This window comes from Streptomyces sp. NPDC047081, from assembly GCF_040643775.1.
Taxonomy (GTDB): domain Bacteria; phylum Actinomycetota; class Actinomycetes; order Streptomycetales; family Streptomycetaceae; genus Streptomyces.
Genome location: NZ_JBEYUY010000018.1, coordinates 77,519 through 99,902 on the forward strand (window position 1 = coordinate 77,519; position 22,384 = coordinate 99,902).

19 protein-coding genes are annotated in these 22,384 nt (G+C 70.7%); 6 read left to right on the forward strand and 13 right to left on the reverse strand.

The genetic code is table 11. The features are described 5' to 3' along the window. Positions 1–66: 66 nt before the first annotated feature. From ABZ848_RS30365 to ABZ848_RS30380, 4 genes are all read left to right on the forward strand, one after another. Positions 67–1,320 carry a citrate synthase gene (locus ABZ848_RS30365; protein WP_360837032.1) on the forward strand — a complete coding sequence of 418 codons (1,254 nt, stop codon included), beginning with the start codon at positions 67–69 and terminating at the stop codon, positions 1,318–1,320. A 54-nt stretch (positions 1,321–1,374) separates the two neighbouring features. Continuing rightward, a complete protein-coding gene (locus tag ABZ848_RS30370) occupies positions 1,375–2,319 on the forward strand; it encodes a sucrase ferredoxin (protein WP_360837034.1) in 945 nt (314 codons plus the stop codon). A 123-nt stretch (positions 2,320–2,442) separates the two neighbouring features. Then, positions 2,443–4,113, forward strand: coding sequence for a sensor histidine kinase (locus ABZ848_RS30375; RefSeq protein ID WP_360837036.1), 1,671 nt, complete (start codon positions 2,443–2,445; stop codon positions 4,111–4,113). After that, positions 4,110–4,790: a response regulator gene (locus tag ABZ848_RS30380; RefSeq protein ID WP_360837038.1), complete on the forward strand. Its 681-nt coding sequence runs from the start codon at positions 4,110–4,112 to the stop codon at positions 4,788–4,790. Before ABZ848_RS30375 ends, ABZ848_RS30380 begins: the two co-directional genes overlap by 4 nt. 54 nt (positions 4,791–4,844) lie before the next feature. Here ABZ848_RS30380 and ABZ848_RS30385 read toward each other — a convergent pair whose 3' ends face one another. The 3 genes from ABZ848_RS30385 to ABZ848_RS30395 form a co-directional block, all read right to left on the reverse strand. Next, positions 4,845–5,897, reverse strand: a complete 1,053-nt coding sequence (locus tag ABZ848_RS30385; protein WP_360837040.1) for an ABC transporter substrate-binding protein — start codon at positions 5,895–5,897, stop codon at positions 4,845–4,847. Between the two features lie 62 nt (positions 5,898–5,959). Further along, on the reverse strand, positions 5,960–6,823 hold the full coding sequence (locus ABZ848_RS30390; protein ID WP_360837042.1) for an ABC transporter permease: 864 nt from the start codon (positions 6,821–6,823) through the stop codon (positions 5,960–5,962). After that, complete coding sequence (locus ABZ848_RS30395) at positions 6,813–7,628, reverse strand: ABC transporter ATP-binding protein (protein WP_242764883.1); 816 nt, start codon at positions 7,626–7,628, stop codon at positions 6,813–6,815. Before ABZ848_RS30395 ends, ABZ848_RS30390 begins: the two co-directional genes overlap by 11 nt. A gap of 161 nt (positions 7,629–7,789) precedes the next feature. On the opposite strand from ABZ848_RS30395, the gene ABZ848_RS30400 reads away from it, so the two are divergent. Continuing rightward, entirely contained in the window at positions 7,790–8,482 is a 693-nt protein-coding gene (locus ABZ848_RS30400) for a response regulator (RefSeq protein ID WP_242764885.1), read from the forward strand. A 109-nt stretch (positions 8,483–8,591) separates the two neighbouring features. Here the strand turns inward: ABZ848_RS30400 and ABZ848_RS30405 are convergent, their stop codons facing one another. The 6 genes from ABZ848_RS30405 to ABZ848_RS30430 all read right to left on the reverse strand — a co-directional run bounded on the left by ABZ848_RS30405 (position 8,592) and on the right by ABZ848_RS30430 (position 15,484). Then, positions 8,592–10,184: a cation acetate symporter gene (locus tag ABZ848_RS30405; RefSeq protein WP_360837044.1), complete on the reverse strand. Its 1,593-nt coding sequence runs from the start codon at positions 10,182–10,184 to the stop codon at positions 8,592–8,594. Next, on the reverse strand, positions 10,181–10,741 hold the full coding sequence (locus ABZ848_RS30410) for a DUF485 domain-containing protein (RefSeq protein ID WP_360837186.1): 561 nt from the start codon (positions 10,739–10,741) through the stop codon (positions 10,181–10,183). The genes ABZ848_RS30405 and ABZ848_RS30410 overlap by 4 nt, the downstream gene beginning before the upstream one ends. 69 nt (positions 10,742–10,810) lie before the next feature. Then, a complete protein-coding gene (locus ABZ848_RS30415) occupies positions 10,811–11,494 on the reverse strand; it encodes a response regulator transcription factor (RefSeq protein ID WP_360837046.1) in 684 nt (227 codons plus the stop codon). Then, positions 11,491–12,642, reverse strand: a complete 1,152-nt coding sequence (locus ABZ848_RS30420; protein ID WP_360837048.1) for a histidine kinase — start codon at positions 12,640–12,642, stop codon at positions 11,491–11,493. Before ABZ848_RS30420 ends, ABZ848_RS30415 begins: the two co-directional genes overlap by 4 nt. Beyond that, entirely contained in the window at positions 12,639–13,163 is a 525-nt protein-coding gene (locus ABZ848_RS30425) for a DUF1453 domain-containing protein (RefSeq protein ID WP_360837050.1), read from the reverse strand. Before ABZ848_RS30425 ends, ABZ848_RS30420 begins: the two co-directional genes overlap by 4 nt. Before the next feature lie 197 nt (positions 13,164–13,360). Then, complete coding sequence (locus ABZ848_RS30430) at positions 13,361–15,484, reverse strand: DNA topoisomerase IV subunit B (protein WP_360837052.1); 2,124 nt, start codon at positions 15,482–15,484, stop codon at positions 13,361–13,363. Between the two features lie 442 nt (positions 15,485–15,926). Between ABZ848_RS30430 and ABZ848_RS30435 the strand changes: the two genes are divergently transcribed. Then, complete coding sequence (locus tag ABZ848_RS30435; protein WP_242764899.1) at positions 15,927–16,157, forward strand: hypothetical protein; 231 nt, start codon at positions 15,927–15,929, stop codon at positions 16,155–16,157. A 104-nt stretch (positions 16,158–16,261) separates the two neighbouring features. Here ABZ848_RS30435 and ABZ848_RS30440 read toward each other — a convergent pair whose 3' ends face one another. From ABZ848_RS30440 to ABZ848_RS30455, 4 genes are all read right to left on the reverse strand, one after another. Continuing rightward, the gene (locus tag ABZ848_RS30440; protein ID WP_360837054.1) at positions 16,262–17,125 is read right to left on the reverse strand and encodes a serine protease; all 864 of its coding nucleotides are present in this window, start codon (positions 17,123–17,125) and stop codon (positions 16,262–16,264) included. 133 nt (positions 17,126–17,258) lie between these two features. Next, positions 17,259–18,794, reverse strand: a complete 1,536-nt coding sequence (locus tag ABZ848_RS30445; RefSeq protein WP_360837056.1) for an RNA polymerase sigma factor — start codon at positions 18,792–18,794, stop codon at positions 17,259–17,261. A 431-nt stretch (positions 18,795–19,225) separates the two neighbouring features. After that, on the reverse strand, positions 19,226–20,113 hold the full coding sequence (locus ABZ848_RS30450; RefSeq protein WP_242764903.1) for a FadR/GntR family transcriptional regulator: 888 nt from the start codon (positions 20,111–20,113) through the stop codon (positions 19,226–19,228). 161 nt (positions 20,114–20,274) lie between these two features. Beyond that, positions 20,275–22,374 (reverse strand): ATP-binding cassette domain-containing protein, encoded by a 2,100-nt coding sequence (locus tag ABZ848_RS30455; RefSeq protein WP_360837058.1) that lies wholly within the window; start codon positions 22,372–22,374, stop codon positions 20,275–20,277. Between the last annotated feature and the right edge of the window lie 10 nt (positions 22,375–22,384).

Sequence of the window (22,384 nt, forward strand, 5' to 3'; positions counted from 1 at the left end):
CTCATGTCAATATTGATTCAATCAATGCATTCAATCCATACGTCGTGATGCCGATACGGTGACCCCATGCGCGATCAAGACCCCTCCCGCGGCCCCGCCGAGCAACGGCTGACCACCAAGGAAGCCGCCGAACTGCTGGGCGTGAAACCCGAGACCGTGTACGCGTACGTGAGCCGCGGTCAGCTCAGCAGCCGCCGCGTGCCCGGCGGCCGGGGCAGCACCTTCGACGCCGACGAGGTCGCCGCGCTCGCCCGGCGCAACAGGCGGGAGAGCAGCGGAAGTCCGGCGTCCGGCGGCGAGCTGTCCGTCCGGACCCGCCTGACCCTCATCGAGGAGGACCGGTACTACTTCCGGGGCGTCGACGCCACCGAACTGGCCACGCGGCACTCGTACGAAGAGGTCGCGGAGTGGCTGTGGACCGGCACCCTCCGCCCCGGCATCGCCTTCACCGCGCCGAAGGCCTCGGTCACCGTGGCCCGCCACGCGGTCGACGCACTGCCCGAACACGCCGGTCCCACCGACCGGTTGCGGGTCGCGGCGATCGCCGCAGCGGTGGCCGACCCGCTGCGCTTCGACCTCTCCGAGGACGCCGTGCTCGGCACCGCACGCACCCTCATCCCCACCCTCGTCGCCGCCCTCCCGGCCCGCGGCAGCCTCCTGGACGAGGGCCCGCTGGCCCACCGGCTGTGGGGGCGGCTGAGCCGACAGGATCCCGACGAGGCCTCGCTGCGCGTCCTGGACACCGCCCTCGCCCTGCTCGTCGACCACGACCTGGCCGCCTCGACGCTCGCCGTGCGTGTCGCCGCGTCGGCCCGCGCGCACGCCTACGCGGCCGTCTCCGCCGGACTCGGCGTGCTCGAAGGCCCGCTGCACGGAGCCGCCAGCAACCACGCCCACCGGCTGCTGCTCGACGTCCTCGACGAGGGCGACGCCGCCCCCGCGATCGCGGAGGAACTACGCGCGGGCCGCCGTATCCCGGGACTCGGCCACCGGCTCTACCCGGGCGAGGATCCACGCGCGCGTGTCCTCTTCGGCCTCCTCGAAGAGATCCCCCGCTCGGCCCCCGCCCTGGCCGCGGCCCGTGACATCGTCGCCACCGCCGCCCGCCACACACCGTTGCACGCCAACGTCGACCTGGCCCTCGCCGTGTTCACCGCCTCCAGCGGCATGCCGTCCTCGGCGGGCGAGACGATCTTCGCCGTGGCCCGTACGGCGGGCTGGATCGCGCACGCCCTGGAGGAGTACGGCGAACGGCCGCTGCGTATGCGCCCGAGCGGACACTACGTAGGCCCGAAACCTCCTCAGCCCCTGCCGGAGTAGGACACGACCCGGCCAGGAAGTCACCACGGGCCAAGTCAGGTTAGGCTCACCTCTGTGAGTACGTGCTCAACCGCGTCCCGGGATCTCGACGAGCCCCTTGCGGGAACCGCGGCCACCGCGCGGACCTGGCTGCTGCTGGAGCAGTCCGGTCCCTGGGGCGCCAAGGCGCTCACGTCGAGCCACCTCGATCCGGCACTCGGCCGCGCCCTGGAGGCGGCCGCGAAGGGCACGGGCGTCCGCGTCGCGCTCATCCGCCGCCCCGGACGGCACGCCGACTGCCGCACGCCCGCCACCCGGCAGGTCTACGCGGCCCACACCGCGCCCGGCAAGGTGTGGCTGCACTCGGCCACGACCCGCGATCCGCGGGACCTGCTCGACCTGGACTTCACCGCACTCGGCCGGGGCGAGCACCACAACTTCGACTCGGTTCTCGCCGCGCGGCCGCACGCGGGCGACCCGCTCGCGCTCGTGTGCACCAACGGCAAGCGCGACCGCTGCTGCGCCCTGCTGGGCCGCCCGCTCGCGGCTGAGCTGGCCGCGTCCGGCGTGGAAGGCGTCTGGGAGGTCACCCATCTGGGTGGTCATCGCTTCTCGCCCACGCTGCTGGTCCTGCCGTACGGCTACGCGTACGGCCGCGCCGAGGCGCACGCCGTCAAGGAGGTCCTGCACGGCGTCCAGGAGGGGCGGATCGTCGTGGAGGGCTGCCGCGGGAACTCCGCCTGGGAGCGTCCGGGCCAGGCGGCCGAGCTGGCCGTGCGCTCGCACGCGCGCGTGTACGCCGCGGACGCCCTGAGTGTCGTACGGACGGACGGCGCGGCCCCGCGCTGGGAGGTGACCGTCACGCACGCGGACGGGCGCCGCTGGCGGGTCGTCGTGGCCCAGGGCGCGTCCGCGCCGCCCCGCCCCGAGAGCTGCGGCACATCGATCCTGGGCGCGCCGGCACGTATGGACGTCGTGGAGGTCCGCGAGTTGATCAGGACGACCGCACTCGCGAGCTGATCCAGTTGATCAACATCGCGATCAGCACATCTCAGCATTGATCAAGAGATCCAGGTCCCCGATCAAGAGATCCATGCCACACCCCCTACGGCAGTTCCCGCACGCCCACGTACCGTCGTGGGTATGAGCCCCACTCCCCCCGCACGCCGCCTGCGCCTCGGTATGCCGAAGCGGATGTTCTCGCAGGTGCTGCTGATGCAGGTGGCGATCGCCGCGGGGGTCGCGGTGCTCGCGACCGGACTCTTCCTCGCACCGCTCAGCCAGCAGCTGGACGATCAGGCGATGCGCCTGGCGCTGTCGATCGCGGAGACCACCGCGCAGGAGCCGCAGATCGCCGAGGAGCTGCAGACCACCCCGCCGTCGCCGGACGGTCCGCTGCAGAAGGCGGCGGAACGGATCCGCAAGGCCACCCACGCCCGCTATGTCGTGATCATGGACTGGCGGGGCGTGCGCTGGTCGCACACCGACACCAAGCAGATCGGCGGCATCGTCTCGACGAACCCCGGCGAGGCCCTGGCCGGCAACGAGGTCATGGCGATCGACAACGGCACCCTGGGCCGCACGGCCCGCGGCAAGGTGCCGCTGTACGACACCGAGCACCGGATCGTCGGCGCGGTCTCGGTCGGCATCGCCTACGACAGCGTGCGCGCCCGGCTGCTCAGCGCGATCCCGGGGCTGCTCGCATACGCGGGCGGCGCCCTGGCGGTCGGTGCGCTGGCCGCCTGGCTCATCTCCCGCCGGGTCCAGCGGCAGACCCGCGACCTGGCCTTCTCCGACATCTCGGCGCTGCTCGCGGAGCGCGAGGCGATGCTGCACGGCATCCGGGAGGGCGTCGTGGCCCTGGACCGCGCCGGCCGGGTGCGTCTCCTCAACGACGAGGCACACCGCCTGCTGGGCATCGACGAGGAGGCCGTAGGCCGCTCCCCCGACGAGGCGCTCGGCGAGGGACGCACGGCCGACATCCTGGCCGGCCGGGTGACCGGCACCGACCTGCTCACCGTCCGCGGCCAGCGCGTCCTGGTCGCCAATCGCATGCCCACCGACGACGGCGGCGCCGTAGCCACCCTGCGCGACCGCACCGAGCTGGAGCAGCTCGGCCGGGAACTCGACTCCACGCGCGGGCTGATCGACGCCCTGCGCGCCCAGGACCACGAGCACGCCAACCGCATGCACACGCTCCTCGGGCTGCTCGAACTGGAGATGTACGACGACGCCGTGGACTTCGTCGGTGAGGTGGTCGGCGATCACCGGGCCACCTCGGAGCAGGTCACCGAGAAGATCCAGGACCCACTGCTCGCGGCCCTGCTGGTCGGCAAGGCGACCGTGGCGGCCGAGCGCGGCGTCGCGCTGTGGATCTCGGACCGGACCCGGCTCCCGGACCGGCTGATCGACGCCAGGGGGGTCGTCACGGTCGTCGGCAACCTGGTCGACAACGCGCTCGACGCGGTGGCGGGCACTCCGCACGCGCGCGTGGAGATCGAGTTGCGCGCCGAGGGACGTACCGCTGTCCTCAGGGTGCGCGACACCGGGCCCGGAATCCCCGCGGAACAGCGGGAGTTGGTCTTCACCGAGGGGTGGTCCACCAAGGAGCCGCCCGCCCACCGCAAGCGCGGTATCGGGCTCTCCATGGTGCGCAGGCTCGCGGAGCGGCAGGGCGGCAGCGCGACCGTGGGCGAGGCGCACGGCGGCGGCGCTGAGTTCGTCGTCGTACTGCCCGAGGCGCTGGACGAGCCGACGCCGGTTCCGGCGCCGATCGCGCCCGTGGACACGCCCGTCAAGGAGGAGTCGCGATGATCGAGGTCCTGGTCGTGGACGACGACACCAGGGTCGCGCAGGTCAACGCCGCCTACGTCGAGAAGGTGCCGGGCTTCCACGTCGCAGGTGAGGCGCACAGCGCGGCCGAGGCGCTGCGGCAGCTGGAGGCGCTGCCCGGACTGGACCTGGTCCTGATGGACCACTATCTGCCCGACGAGACGGGTCTGGCGGTCGTCCAGGAGATGCGCCGGCGCGGCCACCAGACCGACGTGATCATGGTGACGGCGGCCCGGGACGTGTCGACCGTACAGGCCGCGATGCGGCACGGGGCGCTGCAGTACCTGGTGAAGCCGTTCGCGTTCGCGGGCCTGCGCACCAAGCTGGAGGCGTACGCGGCACTGCGCCGCACGCTGGACGGCGGTGGCGAGGCGGAGCAGGCCGAGGTGGACCGCATCTTCGGCGCGCTGTCCGCGCCTTCGGAGCCGGGGCTGCCCAAGGGCCACTCCCCCTCCACCGCGGAGCTCGTGCGCCAGTCCCTGATGAACGCCGAAGGCCCGCTGTCCGCGCAGGAGATCGCGGACCGGACGGGAGTGAGCCGGCAGACCGCGCAGCGCTATCTGAAGCTCCTGGAGCGCACGGGCCGGGCCCGGCTCACGCTGAAGTACGGCGACGCGGGCCGCCCTGAACACCGTTACGTGTGGGCGACCCGCGCCTGAGGGCACGGCCGTTGGGGGCGGGGGAAGGGGCCGTACCCCCTCATGGATACGGATTCAGTGCGCGGCCTTCTCCACGAACTCGGTAGTGAACGTCTTGCTCAGATCCACCTTGGCGTTCTTGATGTTGGGGTTGAACGCTTTGAGCACCTTCTCAACGGTTGCGGGTCCCTCGGCGGGCATCACGCCGTCCTTGGTGAACATCGGCAGCGAGCTCTCGATGGCCGCGGCGTAGAGGACCTTGTTGCCCTGGGAGTAGTCGGCGGGCATCTTGTCGGCGATCTGGGTCGGGCTGTGGGTGGACATCCACTTGAGCGTCTTGACGAATGCATTGGCCAACTTCTGGACGGTGTCCTTGTGACCATTGACCCAGTCGGTCTGCATGTACAGGCTTGACGACGGGTACGGACCGCCGAGCGCCTCCTGGGAGCCCTCGGGCGTCCGCATGTCGAGCAGGACCTTGCCCGCCTTCTTGTCGAGGATCGTGGCGACGGTCGGGTCGGTCGTCATACCGCCGTCGATCGCGCCCTTCTGCAGCGCCGAGATGAAGGTCGGGCCCGCCCCGACGGCGACCGGTGTGAACTCGCTGACCTTCACGCCGTTCTTGACGGCGAGGTACTTGGTGAGGAAGTCCGTCGACGAGCCGAGGCCGGTGATGCCGAGCTTCTTGCCCTTGAAGTCCTTCGGCGACTTGATGTCGCCCTCCGCCTTGGTGGAGACGATCTCGACCTCGCCGGGCGCCTGCGAGAACTGCACGACGGACTCCACGGACTTGCCCTTGGTCTGCAGGTCGAGCGTGTGGTCGTAGAAGCCGACGGCCCCCTGGACCTGCCCGGAGACGAGCGCGGTCTCGGCCTGGACGCCGGCCGGCTCGCTCAGCAGCTCGACGTCGAGGCCCTCGGCGTCGAAGTAGCCCAGGCGCTGGGCGAGCATCGCGGGCAGGTAGATGACCTTGTCCAGGCCGCCGACCATGATCTTGACCTTCGTACCCTTGCCGTCGCCCTTGCTGGTGGAGGCGGTGCTGGCCGCGTCGTTGGCGCAGGCGGTGAGGGAGGAGAGGGCGAGCAGGCCGGCGGCGGCCAGGGTGGTGTATCTGGCGGACTTGCGCATGAGGGTTCACGTCCTTGTGAGAGGGCGGTGCGGGGAGGAAGGGGGGTGGCTTCAGGGGCCGTTCAGCTGTCGGAGTCCGCCGGCTTCCACCGGAAGATGCGGCGCTCGGCGAAGGTCAGCAGCCCCTCGGCGGCGAGCGCGACGACGGCGAGGATGACCATCGCGGCGTACACGCCGGCCGTGTTGAAGGTGCCCTGCGACTGCGAGATGAGCAGGCCGACGCCCTTGGTCGCGCCGATGTACTCGCCGACGATGGCGCCGATGAGGGCGAAGCCGAAGCTGACGTGCAGGCTGGTGAAGATCCACGAGGTCGCGGAGGGGATGACCACCTGGAGCGTGACCCTGCGGTTGCTCGCGCCGAGGATGCGGGCGTTGGCGACGAGGTTGCGGTCGACCTCGCGGGCGCCCTGGAAGGCGTTGAAGAAGACCGGGAAGAAGACCAGGACGACGGCGGAGGCCACCTTGGAGGCCGGGCCAAGTCCGAACCAGATCATGAAGATCGGTGCAAGGACGATCCTGGGTATTGAGTTGAGCACCTTGATGTATGGACCAAGGACATCGGCGAGGAAGGTGATCCGCCCGAGGACGATGCCGAACACGACACCGGCGAGCACACCGAGGACCCAGCCGAGCAGCGCCTCGTACAGCGTGTACCAGATCTGCTCGCCCAGGGAGCCGATGGCCGTCCCGTGCATCACCCAGGTGGAGATCTGGTCCCAGATCTTCGAGGGCATCGAGAAGTTGAACGGATCGATGACCTTGGTCCGGGCGAACACCTCCCAGAGACCGAGGACGGCGACCAGGAGCAGCACGCGGGTGACCGTGACGACGATCTTGCGTCTGCGGGCGGCACGCGCGCGTGACTGGGCGCGGTCCGGTGCCTTGACCGTGTCGACGACCGGTGTGCTGAGGACGTCAGGCGACATTGGCGGCACCCCTCTCGCGGGTGATGCGGACCTCTTCGCCGAGCGACTCCCAGATCTCGCGGTAGATCTCGATGAACCGCGGCTCCAGGCGCACCGACTCGACCTTGCGCGGGCGTGGCAGGTCGATGTCGAAGACCTGCTTGACGGTGGCGGGCCCGGCGGTCATCACGACGACCTTGTCGGCCAGGGCGATGGACTCCTCCAGGTCGTGGGTGACGAAGACGACGGAGGCGCCCGTGCCCGACCACAGCTCCAGCAGCTCGTCCGACATCAGCGCCCTGGTCTGCACGTCGAGCGCCGAGAAGGGCTCGTCCATGAGCAGGATCTCGGGGTCGTTGACGAAGGTCGCGGCGAGCGCGACACGCTTGCGCTGGCCGCCGGAGAGCTGGTGGGGGTAGCGGTCCTCGAAGGCGGCGAGCCCGACCCGGGCCAGCCATTCGCGGGCCTTCTGCTTCGCCTCCGCTTTGGGGACGCCGCGGAAGCGCGGGCCCGCCATGACGTTGGACAGGACGGTGCGCCACGGGAAGGTGGCGTCCTGCTGGAAGACGAAACCGACCTTGTCGCCGACGCCGTTCACCGGCTCCCCCGCGACCAGAACCTCGCCCTCGGTGGGCTCCTCCAACCCGCTGACCAGCGTCAACGTGGTCGACTTGCCGCAGCCCGTGGGACCGACGACCGCCACGAACTCCCCACGCCCGACCGTGAGATCGAGTTCCCTGACGGCCGTGTGCAGACCCCCCGACGGGGTCCTGAAGATCTTGCTCGCGCCCCGCAGCTGAATGGCGGGGCTGGTGTCTGCGCTCATGGCCGGGGACGGTAGATGTGGCCCGGGCCACAGCAGCAGCCTTGTGAGCACATGCCGTTCTTTTGCTTGCAACAGCCTGTTGTGCTCGTTTTGCTCGCGCTACAACAGCGGAGCCGAAACACGGGCTTAACGCTCGCCAGGCCTTGACAGAAAGAGGCCCGATGATTGACGTCCTGGTCGTGGACGATGATTTCCGCGTCGCCGAGATCAACGCCAAGTACGTGGGAAAGGTTCCCGGCTTCCGGGTCGCCGCCCGCGCACACAGCGCTGCCCAGGCCCTGGCCAGCGTCCAGCGCGGAACCATCGACCTGGTCCTGCTCGACCACTACCTGCCCGACCAGACGGGCCTCGAACTCGTCCACCGCATGCGGGAACAGGGCCACGGCACCGACGTCATCATGATCACCGCGGCCAGCGATGTGACCACCGTGCAGGCCGCGATGCGCCTGGGCGCACTGCACTACCTGGTGAAACCGTTCACCTTCGCCGCCCTGCGCACCCGCCTCGACTCCTACGCCGCCCTGCGCCGCACGGTCGACCGGGTCGGCGGCCGCGGTATCGCCGGCCAGGAGCAGGTCGACCGGATCTTCGGCGCGCTGCGCACCAGCCCGGCGCCGTCGTCCCCCGGCCTCCCCAGCGGCCACTCGGAGCCGACGAGCGATCTCATCTGCCGCGTCCTGCACCACGCCGACCACCCGCTCTCGGCCCACGAGGTCGCCGCCGAAACGGGCCTGAGCCGCTCCACGGCCCAGCGCTACCTCCGTAACCTCGAACAGGCCGGCCGCCTCCGCCTCTCCCTCAAATACGGCGACACGGGCCGCCCGGAACACCTGTACGCATGGGTGGCCCCGTAGCCCGAAAACCGCACTTCATGGGGTACGGCGGTGAAGGGGCCGTCATTTCGTCCGGTACGGCGGCGAAAGGGCGGCCGTTGCATGCGCTACGGCGGTGAGGGTGCCGCCCCTACGCGGCTCCCGCCCCCGTCAGCGACCGCACCTCGGTCTCCGCGTGCTTGGCCTCGTCCGGGACTTCCGCGGAGGTGACCGTGCCGAGCCAGCCCGCGAGGAAACCGAGCGGGATCGACACCAGACCGGGGTTCTGCAGCGGGAAGTACTGGAAGTCGACGCCGGGGAACAGCGATTCGGGGCTGCCCGACACCACCGGGGACAGCACGACGAGCCCGAGCGCGGGGACCAGCCCGCCGTATACGGCCCACACCGCGCCGCGGGTGGTGAAGCCGCGCCAGAACAGCGAGTACATCAGCACCGGGAGGTTCGCGGAGGCGGCGACCGCGAAGGCGAGCCCCACCAGGAAGGCGACGTTGAGGTCGCGGGCCAGCAGACCGAGGCCGATCGCGACCACGCCGATGCCGACGGAGGCAACGCGCGCGACGGCCACCTCGCTGCGCGGCTCGGTCCGCCTGCGCCGCAGGGACGCGTACAGGTCGTGGGCCACGGACGCCGAGGAGGCGAGCGTGATCCCGGCGACCACGGCGAGGATCGTTGCGAAGGCGACGGCGGCGACAATTGCGAAGAGAACCGTTCCTCCGGTGGAATCCGCACCGCCTCCCAGATCGAGCGCCAGGAGCGGAACCGCCGTGTTCCCGGCCGCGTTCGACCCTCGTACCGCCTCGGGCCCGACGATCGCGGCGGCACCGAAGCCGAGGATGATCGTCATCAGGTAGAAGCCGCCGATGAGCCCGATCGACCAGAGCACCGAACGCCGGGCCGCCCGGGCGGTGGGCACGGTGTAGAAACGGGACAGGATGTGCGGCAGCCCCGCCGTGCCCAGCACCAGCGCGAGCCCCAGGCTGATGAAGTCGAAGCGGGCGGTCCAGCTCCCGCCGTACTTCAGCCCCGGTGCCAGGAAGGCGTCGCCGTGGCCACTGCGCTCGGCCGCCGTGAGCAGCAGGCGGTCGAAGTCGCCGTGGAAGCGCAGCAGGACGAGCACGGTGAGCGCGATCGTGCCGCCGAGCAGCAGTACCGCCTTGACGATCTGGATCCAGGTGGTGGCCCGCATCCCTCCCATCGACACATAGATCACCATGAGCGCGCCGACACCGATCACGGTCCATGCCTGCGCGGCCTCGCTCGTCCGCCCCAGCAGCAGCGCCACCAGGCTGCCCGCCCCGACCATTTGCGCCACCAAATACAGAACGGACACGGTGACCGAGGAAGTTCCCGCCGCGATCCGCACCGGCCGCTCGCTCATCCGAGCCGCCACCACGTCGGCGAGGGTGAACCGCCCGCAGTTGCGGACCAGTTCGGCGACCAGGAACAGCACCAGCAGCCAGGCCACCAGGAAGCCGACCACGTAGAGCAGACCGTCGTAGCCGAACAGCGAGATGAGTCCGGTGACGCCCAGGAAGGAGGCGGCCGACATGTAGTCGCCCGCGATGGCAAAACCATTCTCCAGGGGCGAGAAGAGCCGCCCGCCGGCGTAGAACTCCTCCGCCGAGCCGTGCCGGTTGCGGCTGACCCAGGTCGTGATCGCCAGCGTGACGGCGACGAACGCGCTGAACAGGAGCAACGCCAGTGTCTGATGATGGCCCGTCACAGCGCACCGCCCCGGACCGAGCGCGTCAGCTCCTGGGTGTCCCAGCGCAGTTCGAGCGCGGCCCGGTCCCTGCGCAGCCGAGCATGCCGGGCGTAGGCCCAGGCGAGCAGGAACGTCGTGAGGAACTGTCCGAGCCCCGCGAGCATCGCCACGTTCACCGCGCCCGCCACCGGCCGCGCCATCAGTCCCGGCGCGGTCGTGGCGGTCACGACGTACCCCACGTACCAGGTCAGGAAGACGACGACTCCCGGCACCACGAACCGCCGGTAGCGGCTGCGTACTTCCTGGAACGCCGCGCTCCGCTGCACCTCCAGGTAGACGTCGGCCGCGGCGACTCCTCGTTCCCCGCCCGCCTGTTGCGCCGGCACCGGCGCGGGCACGGGCGCGCCGGTGCCGTCCGACTCGCCCCAGCCGGAGGCGAGTGCGTCGTACCACGGGTCGTCGTACGTCATGCCCCCGGGCGCCTCGGCACGGGCCTGCCCTTGACGCTCGCGGTGCTCGGCCGGACTCTCGGCGCCACCCCCGCCTTTGCGGGGACGACCATTGCTTGACTGCATGCTCAAGGATGGACAGAACGGGAAGATCCCCGACTTCTCTTCCCCGCGCTCTTCACCCCATCAGGTGATTCAACCCACCGGTGGCCGCGCGATCCCCTTCGCGTACGCATAACGCACCGCCTGGGCACGGTCCTTGAGCCCCGTCTTGGTGAACATGTTGTTGATGTGCGTCTTCACCGTCGCCGTGGACACATGCAGCTTGCGGCCGATCTCCGTGTTGCTGAGCCCCTCCGCGATCAGCACCAGGACCTCGATCTCCCGCGCGGTGAGCCCGTCGGGCGGCTCGGCCGGAGCGGCCGGCCGCGGTGCGGGCTCCGACAGCCGCTCCAGCAGCCTCCGTTGGATGCTGGGCGACAGCCCCGCGTCCCCGGACAGCACGCTCTGCACGGCCCGTACGATCTCGTCCCCTCCCGCGTCCTTGGTGAGATAACCCCGCGCTCCTGCCCGCAGCGCCGGGAACAGCGACTCGTCGTCCGCGAACGTCGTCAGCACCACGACCTGTGTCCCGGGGTGCTCGGCCCTGATGCGCCGGGTCGCCTCGACGCCGTCGCACCGCGGCATGCGCAGGTCCATCAGCACGACGTCCGGGGCGAGTTCGGCGACGAGCTGCACCGCCTCCTCGCCGTCTCCCGCGGCGCCGACGACCTCGATCCCGGGCAGCAGGCCGAGCAGCATCACGATGCCCTCCCGGACGACGGTCTGGTCGTCCGCGACGACGACCCGCGCGGGCCGCGTCTCCTCCCCTTCCGTCATACGGGCACCTTCAGCGTCACCGCGAACCCCTCCTCGTCCGGCCCTGCGTGCAGCGAACCGCCCAGCAGCTCGGCACGCTCCCGCATGCCCAGCAGACCGTACCCGGCGCCCGCCCCGCTCAGCTCGCCCGGCGGACCGCCCGAGTCCCGTACGGCCAGCGTCACTTGATGGTCTCCGTAGTCCAGCCGCACCCGCACCTTGGCCCCCGGCGCGTGCTTGCGCACGTTCGTCAGGGCTTCCTGGGCGACCCTGCGCACGGCCTGCGAGGCCTCCACGGGCAATGGCTTGCGCTCACCCGTAATGGTGACCTCGGCCCCGGAGGACGTACCGACGAGCTGCGACAGGAAGTCCTCCAGCGGAGTCAGCTCGCCGCGCAGCGCGGAGAGCGCCTGCCGTGTCTCGTCGAGGCCGTCCCTGGCCATGCCGCGTGCCGCCACCACCCGCTCCAGGATCTGCTCCCGGTCGGCGCCCCGCTCGATCAGCAGACGGGCCGCCTCCAGGTGCACGAGCTGCGCCGAGAGGCTGTGCGCCAGCACGTCGTGGATCTCGCGCGCGATCCTGGCGCGCTCCGCGAGCGCCGCCGACTCCGCCTCGGCGGCCCGGGCGGCCCGCTCCTGCGTGAGCAGTTGCTGCGCGGTGCCACGGGCCTCGGCGTCTAGGCGCAGGGTGTACCCGGCGAGCCCCAGCCCGGCTGTCGTCACCGCGGTGGTGAGCCACACGTCGTTGTTCATCGCGGCGAAGGCTGCGAGGGCGACCGACATGACGGGCACGGCGGCGGCGAGCGGCAGCCGCTCCAGGGCGCCGATGGCACAGCCGCACCAGACGACGAGGGCCGCCGACGTGAACCCGCCGGCCTCGCCCGCGACCGCGAGCCCCATGAGTACGGCGATGAGGGCGATCGACGGCAGGAGCCGGTGCTCCAGCGTGGTCCGCCAGAAGGCCCAGGCCGCGACCGACACGAGCAGGACTCCCGCGACGGCCGCGACCGCGCCCCATCCGTGGACATGGGTGCTGTTGTAGGCGCCCCACAGGAGCATGCCGATCACCAGCAGCCGCACGACCCAGCCGAGCAGCCGCCGGGACCGTGAGATTCCGTCACGGCTCAGCGCCTCCCGGGAAGGCCAACGTGTCCATGAAGTCTCCGTCACACACGCTCCTTCCGCGCGAACCGGGCCGTGTCGTCACCGTACGTCGCGGCCGCACCGGCCGCCGGTGCGAGGGACTGGGCCCGCCAGACCAGGATCCCGCCGCGGACCAGCAGGGTGGCCGCGAGGGCGAGGAGCAGGGCGGAGCTGTCCTGGTGCACACCGAGCGCGGCGCCGAGCGCGAAGAGGCCGACGCGCAGGGCGATGCCGATGATCCAGACGGTCACGCTCGCCTTGCTGCTCCTGCTCCACACGCTGCCGTCGGGCTCGGCCCATATGCGGGTGGTCCAGGCCCAGCCGGCTCCTGTGGCGAGGCCGATGAGCAGCTCCACGGCCAGCAGGGCTACCGACTCCGCGCGGTGGTGGGCGTCGACGACTCCGGGCTGGCGCAGTGCGACGACGGCGAGGACGACGGGGACGAGCCACCAGCGCTTCGAGGCGCCTATCTGCTGGGCGCGGAACTGCCGCACGATCACCAGGACGACGACGGCCGCGATCATCAGCGCGTTGGCGAGCCCGGACATCTGAGCCTCCGTGTGCGAGGAAGGGAGTGGCGGCAGCGAGCGCTGCCGACGCCTTCGACGCTACGGAAATCCGCAGGTCGGCAGATCGGAGCAGGGGTGGATCGTGGGTGGATCCGCAAACGGCCGTCGGCTCCACCCATGGGTGGAGCCGACGGGAACCAGGCTCGTCGGACTGGGCCGCCGGGCCGGCGCGGCCGCTACGCGTCGATGCGGGACCTGTCCAGCGTCGCCGCCGAGCTGGAGATGAACTCCTTGCGGGGAGCCACGTCGTTGCCCATCAGCAGGTCGAAGACCGTCTCCGCGGAGTCCAGGTCGGAGAGGTTGATCCGGCGCAGGGTGCGGTGGCGGGGGTCCATCGTCGTCTCGGCCAGCTGGTCGGCGTCCATCTCGCCCAGACCCTTGTAGCGCTGGATGGAGTCCTTGTACCGGATGCCCTTGCTCTCGAACTCGAGCAGCTTGTCGCGCAGTTCGCGGTCCGAGTACGTGTAGACGTACTTGTCCTGGCCCTTCTTCGGCTGGACGAGCTCGATGCGGTGCAGCGGGGGCACCGCGGCGAAGACCCGGCCGGCCTCGACCATCGGCCGCATGTAGCGGTGGAAGAGCGTCAGCAGCAGCGTCCGGATGTGCGAGCCGTCGACGTCGGCGTCGGTCATCATGATGATCTTGCCGTAGCGGGCCGCGTCGATGTCGAAGGTCCGGCCCGAGCCCGCCCCTATGACCTGGATGATCGCGCCGCACTCGGCGTTCTTCAGCATGTCGGTCACGGACGACTTCTGGACGTTGAGGATCTTGCCGCGGATCGGCAGCAGCGCCTGGAACTCGGAGTTCCGGGCCAGCTTGGCGGTGCCGAGCGCGGAGTCTCCCTCGACGATGAACAGCTCGCTGCGGTCCACGTCGTCGCTGCGGCAGTCGGCGAGCTTGGCCGGCAGCGACGAGGACTCCAGGGCCGTCTTCCGGCGCTGGGCGTCCTTGTGCTGGCGGGCGGCGATACGCGTGCGTGCCGCGGCGACGGCCTTCTCCATGACGACCCGGGCCTGGGCCGCGGCGTCCCGCTTGGTGGAGGTCAGGAACGCCTTGAGCTCCTTGGAGATCACGGTGTTCACGATGCGGCGGGCCGCGGAGGTGCCGAGGACCTCCTTGGTCTGGCCCTCGAACTGCGGCTCGGCCAGGCGGACGGTGACGACCGCGGTGAGTCCTTCCAGGGCGTCGTCCTTGACGATGTCGTCCTCGGCGACGCGCAGCAGCTTCTTGGCGCGCAGCACCTCGTTCAGCGTGCTGGTCACCGCCGTCTCGAAGCCCGCGACGTGGGTGCCGCCCTTGGGGGTGGCGATGATGTTCACGAACGACTTCAGGGTCGTGTCGTACCCGGTGCCCCACCGCATCGCGACGTCGACGTCGAGCTCGCGGGTGACCTGGGTGGGCGTCATCTGCCCGTGCTCGTCCAGGACCGGGACCGTCTCCTTGAAGGTGCCCTGGCCGGAGAAGCGGAGGACGTCGTTGACCGGCTTGTCGCTCGCCAGGTACTCGCAGAACTCGCTGATGCCGCCGTCGAAGCGGAACGACTCCTCGCCCTTGCTGCCGCCCTCGCCGAGGCCGAACTCGTCGCGGACGACGATGGTCAGGCCGGGCACCAGGAACGCGGTCTGGCGGGCACGCTGGTGGAGGTTGTCCAGGGAGAGCTTGGCGTCCTTGAGGAAGATCTGGCGGTCGGCCCAGTAACGCACGCGCGTGCCGGTGCGGGTCCGGGGGATCTTCTTGGCCTTGCGCAGGCCGCTGGTGGCCTCGAACTTGGCGTCCGGGCCGGTCGCGGAGAAGGCGCCCGGCACACCGCGCCGGAAGCTGATGGCGTGCGTGTGGCCGCCACGGTCCACCTCGACGTCCAGCCGGGCCGACAGGGCGTTCACCACGGAGGCGCCGACGCCGTGCAGGCCGCCGGAGGCGGCGTAGGAGCCGCCGCCGAACTTGCCGCCGGCGTGCAGCTTGGTCATGACGACCTCGACGCCGGACAGGCCGGTCTTCGGCTCTACGTCGACCGGGATGCCCCGGCCGTTGTCCCGGACCTCCACCGACCCGTCGTCGTGGAGGATCACCTCGATGTGGTCGCAGTAGCCACCGAGGGCTTCGTCGACGGAGTTGTCGATGATCTCCCACAGGCAGTGCATCAGACCACGGCTGTCGGTCGACCCGATGTACATACCGGGACGCTTGCGCACGGCCTCGAGCCCCTCGAGGACGAGCAGGTGCCGCGCGGTGTAGTTGGAACCGTCCCGCTCTGCTCCTGCCAGCAGCGCTGTGGACGACACGGACGTTTCGGCGGTCACGCGGTTCGCTCCTCGCTGAATTTCAGATGGGGCCCTTCTGGGTAAGGGCGCGGCTTCGGTTGCCGTGAAGAGGGTACCGAGGCCTGGTAGAGCCGTTGTCACGCCACCCTCGTCCGAACTCAGACTAGTCCAGAGTCGCATGGGTGTTCGATCCCTCGATGGAGTGAAGTACATATCACGTTCCCTTCCAGGCATGAACCATTTAGGCTCCGGGCACGTCCTCATGAACAAACCGGCAAGCCAGCCGGGAGGACCGGACACTGACAGCCAGCGCGAACCCGTACGACACACAGACACGCAATACGGCACATTCGCCGCCAACCGGCAGCAGACAGCCGGCCTCGAAAAAATCTTTCGAGGAAAAGCCCCGGGCGGGAACGTTTTGGGGCTGGTTGGATGTTGACCCTGGTACGACAGCTCGTCGAGCTAGAGAAGAGGCGACGTGACTACTGTTCTGACCCCCGCGAGCCCGCTGACGGCCGCCGATCGCTGCGACCGCTGCGGCGCACAGGCATACGTGCGCGTTGTACTGCTCAGCGGTGGCGAACTGCTCTTCTGCGCCCACCACGGTCGCAAGTTCGAGCCGGAACTCAAGAAGATCGCCGCTGAGATACAGGACGAGACGGAGCGGCTGACGACCGTTCCTGCCACCGCCTCCGAAGAAGAGCGCTGACACCTCGCATCCACGACGAGCCAGCTCCGGCACAGGCCGGTTACGGGCGGCGCGGCCCCTGCTTCCAGGGACCGCGCCGCCCGCTCTCGTAACCGTGGACGCGCTCAGGCCCCGCCTGCGGCCCTCTCCGGGCCGCCCGTCGCCCCGCCCGGGCCCAGCGCCCGTACGACCTCGGACACGCGCGTGTAGACGCCTGGACTGCCCGCCCGGCCACAGCCGCTCCCCCAGGACACCAGCCCGATCAGCTTCCCCTGGGCGACGAGGGGCCCACCGCTGTCCCCCTGGCAGGCGTCCCGCCCGCCCTCCGACTCCCCGGCGCACAGCATGCTCCGGGCCACATAGGTGCCGTCGGAGCTCCCCGGATACGCCTGCTCGCACTGGGCGTCGGGCATGACGTGCACGCTTGCCGCGCGCAGACCGCGCGCGTAGTCACCGCCGCCCGTGACATCCCCCCAGCCGTAGACCGTGGCGCTCGTACCGGGCTCGTAGGCGGGATCGCCGGCGGCCGCCATCGCGACGACCCAACTCTGCGGCAGCGGCTCGGCGAGAGTGAGTACGGCGAAGTCCCCGGCGTTGCTGAGGCTGTCGTAGCCCGGATTCACCCGGACCTTGCGGACCCGGATCTCCCGGCCCTGGTCCGACAGCAGGTCCGTACGGCCCACGATGGCCTTCAGGTCGCGTACCCGGTTCGGCGGCGCCCCCAGGACGTCCTCGCCCATGCAGTGGGCCGCCGTGAGCACGGTCGTACGGCCGACGGCCACGCCTCCGCAGAACTGGCCCGCGCGCGTACCCCCGAACCGGTCACGGCTGGACAGCGCGACCGTCCAGGGGCTCCCGGAGATGTCGACCGGGAAGCCGCCCACGACGACGTCGGCGGGCGCCTGGGCGGCGGACAGCAGCGGTATGGCGGTCGCCGCGGCCGCCAGGACCAGCGGCCGGGCCAGGGCCCGGACAAGAGAACGGCGCATGCACGCTCCTCACTCTGGGGTGGTCATGAGACACCCAGAGTGATCCAGCCACGCGCACCCCGCACCCGCGCACGGCACGACAAGGCCCGGTCCCCGCGGGGAAACCGGGCCTTGGACGTCGTACGACCGCGACCTAGTCGAGGTAGTCGCGCAGCACCTGGGAACGCGACGGGTGGCGCAGCTTCGACATGGTCTTGGACTCGATCTGGCGGATGCGCTCGCGCGTGACGCCGTACACCTTGCCGATCTCGTCGAGGGTCTTCGGCTGACCGTCGGTGAGACCGAAGCGCATGGAGACGACGCCCGCCTCGCGCTCGGACAGGGTGTCCAGGACGGAGTGCAGCTGCTCCTGCAGGAGCGTGAAGCTGACCGCGTCGGCCGGGACGACGGCCTCGGAGTCCTCGATGAGGTCACCGAACTCGCTGTCGCCGTCCTCACCCAGGGGGGTGTGCAGCGAGATGGGCTCGCGGCCGTACTTCTGGACCTCGATGACCTTCTCGGGGGTCATGTCGAGTTCCTTGGCCAGCTCCTCCGGGGTGGGCTCGCGGCCCAAGTCCTGGAGCATCTGACGCTGCACGCGCGCGAGCTTGTTGATGACCTCGACCATGTGCACCGGGATACGGATGGTGCGGGCCTGGTCGGCCATGGCGCGGGTGATCGCCTGACGGATCCACCAGGTGGCGTACGTGGAGAACTTGTAGCCCTTGGTGTAGTCGAACTTCTCGACCGCGCGGATCAGACCGAGGTTGCCCTCCTGGATGAGGTCCAGGAAGAGCATGCCGCGGCCGGTGTAGCGCTTGGCCAGGGAGACCACCAGACGGAGGTTGGCCTCCAGAAGGTGGTTCTTGGCGCGGCGGCCGTCCTCGGCGATGATCTCCAGCTCGCGCTTGAGCTTGGGGGCCAGCTTGTCGGCGTTGGCCAGCTTGTCCTCGGCGAACAGACCGGCCTCGATGCGCTTGGCGAGCTCGACCTCCTGCTCGGCGTTGAGCAGCGGGACCTTGCCGATCTGCTTGAGGTAGTCCTTGACCGGGTCGGCGGTGGCACCGGCAGCGGCGACCTGCTGCGCCGGCGCGTCGTCCTCGTCCTCGTCGGACAGGACGAAGCCCGCGCTCTCGGTGCCCTCGGGCTCGTCGCCGGCCTTGGGAGCGTCCTCGAGGACCTCTTCCTCGATGACCTCGGCGTCGTCCTTCTTGGCGGTGGTCTTCTTCGCCGCCGTCTTCTTGGCGACGGTCTTCTTGGCGGCCGCCGCCGTCGTCTTCTTGGCGACGGTCTTCTTGGCAGCGGCCTTGGGGGCGTCGTCCTCGACCGGCGAGTCGGCAGCGGGCGCCGCCGGGGTGGCGGTGGCGGTGGCCTTCTTGGTGGTCACCGTCTTCGCGGCGACCGTCTTGGTGGCGGTGCGCTTGGCCGGACTCTTCGCTGCGACGCTCTTTCGGGTGCGCTTGGGCTCCGCGGCACTGACCATCAGCGTCACACCCTCTTCCTCGAGGATCTGGTTGAGGCTGCGCAGTACGTTCTTCCACTGAGTGGCCGGAATCTGGTCAGCTTCGAAGGCCCGACGCACATCGTCGCCGGCGATCTGCCCCTCGGCCTTTCCCCGCTCGATGAGAGCCATGACAGAGACGGACTCGGCGATCTCCGGCGGGAGCGTACGGGATGTGCTGGCCGACACGAACAACCTCTCGGAACGTTGGAAAACGGCTTCCGGCCCCGTCCGGGACGGACAGGAGCCGACCGCCGGCTTTGGGGATTGGGCCGACGGCGCGGGCGGGGGCCGGGAAGATGCACAGCGCCGCGAACGGCGTCCGTATTCCCTCCTCGGCTGTCACCTCTTAGGTCATCGTGCTGTTCCCACGAGCGTTACGCCCAATCTGCGTGGCCCGAGTCACACCCCGTAAGCGTTCAAAAACGGTCAGACAAGGGCAGAGGAGGCCACCAACACCTCCTACCCAGGGCTCGCGCCCGGAACACACGGCCCGTCGCGCCGTCGGACCCCGCAGGATGGCGGAGATCCTGCGGGGTCCGACGGGAGACGGTTCGCCGGCCGGGCGATGCCACAGGAGGGGGAGACATCCCCGGCCGCGCCACCCGCGGTACGCGCGCTCAGTGCTCGCGCGGCGCCGGCACCACGCGCTCCACCTCGGGGTGGACGGTGAGCAGTTGGCGCATGGCCGTCTCGGCGCCCGTGCCGTCGCCGGCCGCGAGGGCGTCGACGATCCGGCCGTGGTACGTCAGCGAGGTCTCGTTGGGCCGGTCACAGCCGGTGACGGGGCCTCCGGAGACCTGGAGCGCGGCCGACACGATCCCGGAGAGGTGCTCCAGCATGCGGTTGCCGGCGACCTGGATGAGCAGCGAGTGGAACTCGGCGTCGGCGCGGGAGAAGGTGAGCGCGTCACCCTGCCCCATCGCGTGGCCCATGATCTCCACCATGTCGGCGAGGCGCTGCTGGACGTCCTCGCGCCCGTGCCCGGCGGCGAGGCGGGCGGCGAGCGGCTCGATCGTCCAGCGCAGCTCGCTCAGCTCGCGGCGCTGGTCGTCGCGCTGCGGCCCGAAGGCGCGCCACTCGATGATGTCCGGGTCGAGCAGGTTCCAGTCGCTGACGGGACGCACGCGCGTGCCGACGTTCGGCCGGGCGCTCACCAGGCCCTTGGCCTCCAGGACGCGGAGCGACTCGCGGACGACGGTGCGGGAGACCTCGAAACGCTGGCCGATCTCCTCGGGCACCAGCGGGCGGTCGGCGCCCAGGTCGCCGGAGACGATCATCTGGCCCAGCTGCTGGACGAGTTGGCCGTGCAGTCCGCGTCCGCGGCTGCCCGCGGCGCGGCGGCCCACGCGGCCCAGCTCCGGGTCCGCGCTCTCCCAGGCAGGGACTCCGACACGGTCGGCGACGGGGGCCTCCGCATAGGGGTAGCGGTCGAGTTCGCCCGGGCCGGCGAGACCGGAGTCTGCGGAGCGGGCGGCGGTCATCATGGTGTGCGCAAGGGTACTCACGGATCCTTTGTCGGCGTCGCCTCCAACTCCCTTGAGGTCTTTGGTGAAAAGCACACGAAAGGGTGATCGCTCACCCCGTCGCAATTGACGCCTTATCGGAAAGAAATGGGCTTTCCCCGGGGAGTTGTGCGCAGGGTGGGGCGAACGGACACGGACGGTCGTCATCGGACCCTGCTGCGCAGGGTCGTGAGCAGATACGCGCAGAGCAGAGCGGTCAGCGACAACGTCAGCGCGCCGCCCACGGGTTGGGCGAGCACCCGTACCGCGGCGGAAAGATATTGCTCTCCCCCGAAGGGCCACTGCAGCAGGAGCGTCTCGCGCAACCGCATCGGAAGACCGGCCGCGGTCCGCACGGACGATCCCTGCAAGGCCTTCTGTACGAGCGGAACGACGAGCACCGGTACGGCGACCACGGCCGCGAGCCCTGCCGTGGTGGACCGGAAGACGCCGGCCGCCAGCACCCCGGCCCAGGCGCAGCCGACGACGAGCCCGATCCAACTCGCGCTCAGCGAGAGCCAGTCGGCGGGAACCTTTGCGAGCTCTCGTCCGTATACGAGATAGAGCACTTCGGCGTCGCAGCCGACCGTGAGGAAGGCCAGCGTCAGCGCGGTGGCCGCGGCGACGAGGAGCTTCGCGACGAGCAGCCCCAGCCGCCGGGGCACGGTGCCGCGATCCGCCGCCAGCGCGGGGTGGCGGAACTCGTCACCGAAGGCCAGCGCCCCGAGCAGCCCCGCCCCCAGGGCAGCCGGCGGCAACGGCACCTCCCGCGGCCACGCGGCCAGCAGGCGCGACTGCGGGGTGTGTCCGATCCGTGCCAGGAGTACGGCGGTGAGCGCGGACACGAGAAGCACGGCGGCGGCGGTGAGGAACCCGGTCCCGATACCGGTGGCACGGCGGATCTCGTAGCGCAGGGGGCGGAGGGGGCTGGGGGCGGGGCGGACGGAGATGGGGGGCGGGAGGGGGGAGAGGGGGTCTCGGGGGTCGAGGGAGCGGGGGGCGGAAGTGCCTGGGTGGTCCTGACGGCGTGGGCGCTCGGGCGGCTGTGCGGGGGCGGCCTTGGGGGTGTCGGAGGGGGCGGTGCGAGTGCTGTCGGCGATAGCGGGGGCGGTGTGAGGGCGGCCGGTAGCACCGCGGGGGGCGTGGTCGCTGTCGGCAATGCCAGGGGCGGCGGCGGATTGAGGGGCGCCGGCCGGCGCCGAGTGGTGTGGTGTGCTTCGGAGTGCCTGGCCTGAGTCAGTGGTGGACGCGTCGGTGGCCGGTGCCTCGATGGCGGGTGCCCCGGTGGCGGGTGTCTCGATAGTGGGCGCGTTGGTGATGGGCGCGTCGGCCACCCGCCAGGTGGCCTCGGCCGCTTCCGAACCGTGCAGCGGCGTAGCCCCCGCTCCCGGCCCCATGTCCCCGATCTCGTCCGCCAGTTGGTGTACGAGGATGCCGTGGCGGAACGCCGTCTCGCCGATGTCGGCGCAGGTGCTGCCGTACACGGAGAGACGGTTGCCGCCCTCGCGGACGATCTCCACAGAGCGGTGTGCGGTGCGGGCCTCCTTGGTGAGGAGGGCGGCGAGGCGTGCGGCGTGCGGGCTGCGGACGGCGACGCGGGGCCGCAGCCGGGTGCGGGCGAACTCGGCGGCGTCCTGGTCGGCGACGAGTCTGCCCTGCTCCAGCGTGACCACCCGGTCGGCGCTGCGTGCGGCCTCCTTGGGGTCGGCCGTGGTGAGCAGGACGGTGCCGCCCTGGGTCGCGTGAGCGCGGAGCATGCCGTACAGCCAGTGGGTTTCGCGGGTGGAGAGGCCGTCGGCGGGTTCGTCGAGGACGAGCGTGTGGGGGTCGGACAGCAGCGCGCAGGCGAGGCCGAGGCGGCGGTCCATGCCGCGCGAGAGCGTGCCGAGGCGTTCGTCGCGCAGGCTCACCAGGCCGACCACTTCGAGGACTTCATCGGCGCGCCGGACCGGAACCCCGGCGGCGGCGCAGAGCATGCGGAGGTGGCCGCGGACGGTGCGGGCCGGGTGTCCCGGTACGTCACCGAGTAGCACGCCCACTTCGCGCGAGGGGTGGGCGATGCGGTGCAGGGGGCGGCCCCTGAAGTAGGTGATGCCACGGCCCTGTTGGAGTTCGAGCATGAGTCTGAGCGCCGTCGTCCGGCCGGCGCCCGGAGCACCGAGCAGCGCGGTGACACGGCCCGCGCGCGCCTCGAAGGAGACGTCGTCGACGGCGGGCGGAAGGTCCTTGCGGGGGTTGCTGGTCAGTCCGAAGGCCTGGATCACCCGCAGCAAG

Bases quoted from the DNA above. Each gene is read 5' to 3' on its own strand.
- ABZ848_RS30365 (WP_360837032.1), top strand. From the start codon at position 67: ATGCGCGATCAAGACCCCTCCCGCGGCCCCGCCGAGCAACGGCTGACC.
- ABZ848_RS30375 (WP_360837036.1), top strand. From the start codon at position 2,443: ATGAGCCCCACTCCCCCCGCACGCCGCCTGCGCCTCGGTATGCCGAAG.
- ABZ848_RS30380 (WP_360837038.1), top strand. From the start codon at position 4,110: ATGATCGAGGTCCTGGTCGTGGACGACGACACCAGGGTCGCGCAGGTC.
- ABZ848_RS30385 (WP_360837040.1), bottom strand. From the start codon at position 5,897: ATGCGCAAGTCCGCCAGATACACCACCCTGGCCGCCGCCGGCCTGCTC.
- ABZ848_RS30390 (WP_360837042.1), bottom strand. From the start codon at position 6,823: ATGTCGCCTGACGTCCTCAGCACACCGGTCGTCGACACGGTCAAGGCA.
- ABZ848_RS30395 (WP_242764883.1), bottom strand. From the start codon at position 7,628: ATGAGCGCAGACACCAGCCCCGCCATTCAGCTGCGGGGCGCGAGCAAG.
- ABZ848_RS30400 (WP_242764885.1), top strand. From the start codon at position 7,790: ATGATTGACGTCCTGGTCGTGGACGATGATTTCCGCGTCGCCGAGATC.
- ABZ848_RS30410 (WP_360837186.1), bottom strand. From the start codon at position 10,741: ATGCAGTCAAGCAATGGTCGTCCCCGCAAAGGCGGGGGTGGCGCCGAG.
- ABZ848_RS30415 (WP_360837046.1), bottom strand. From the start codon at position 11,494: ATGACGGAAGGGGAGGAGACGCGGCCCGCGCGGGTCGTCGTCGCGGAC.
- ABZ848_RS30425 (WP_360837050.1), bottom strand. From the start codon at position 13,163: ATGTCCGGGCTCGCCAACGCGCTGATGATCGCGGCCGTCGTCGTCCTG.
- ABZ848_RS30440 (WP_360837054.1), bottom strand. From the start codon at position 17,125: ATGCGCCGTTCTCTTGTCCGGGCCCTGGCCCGGCCGCTGGTCCTGGCG.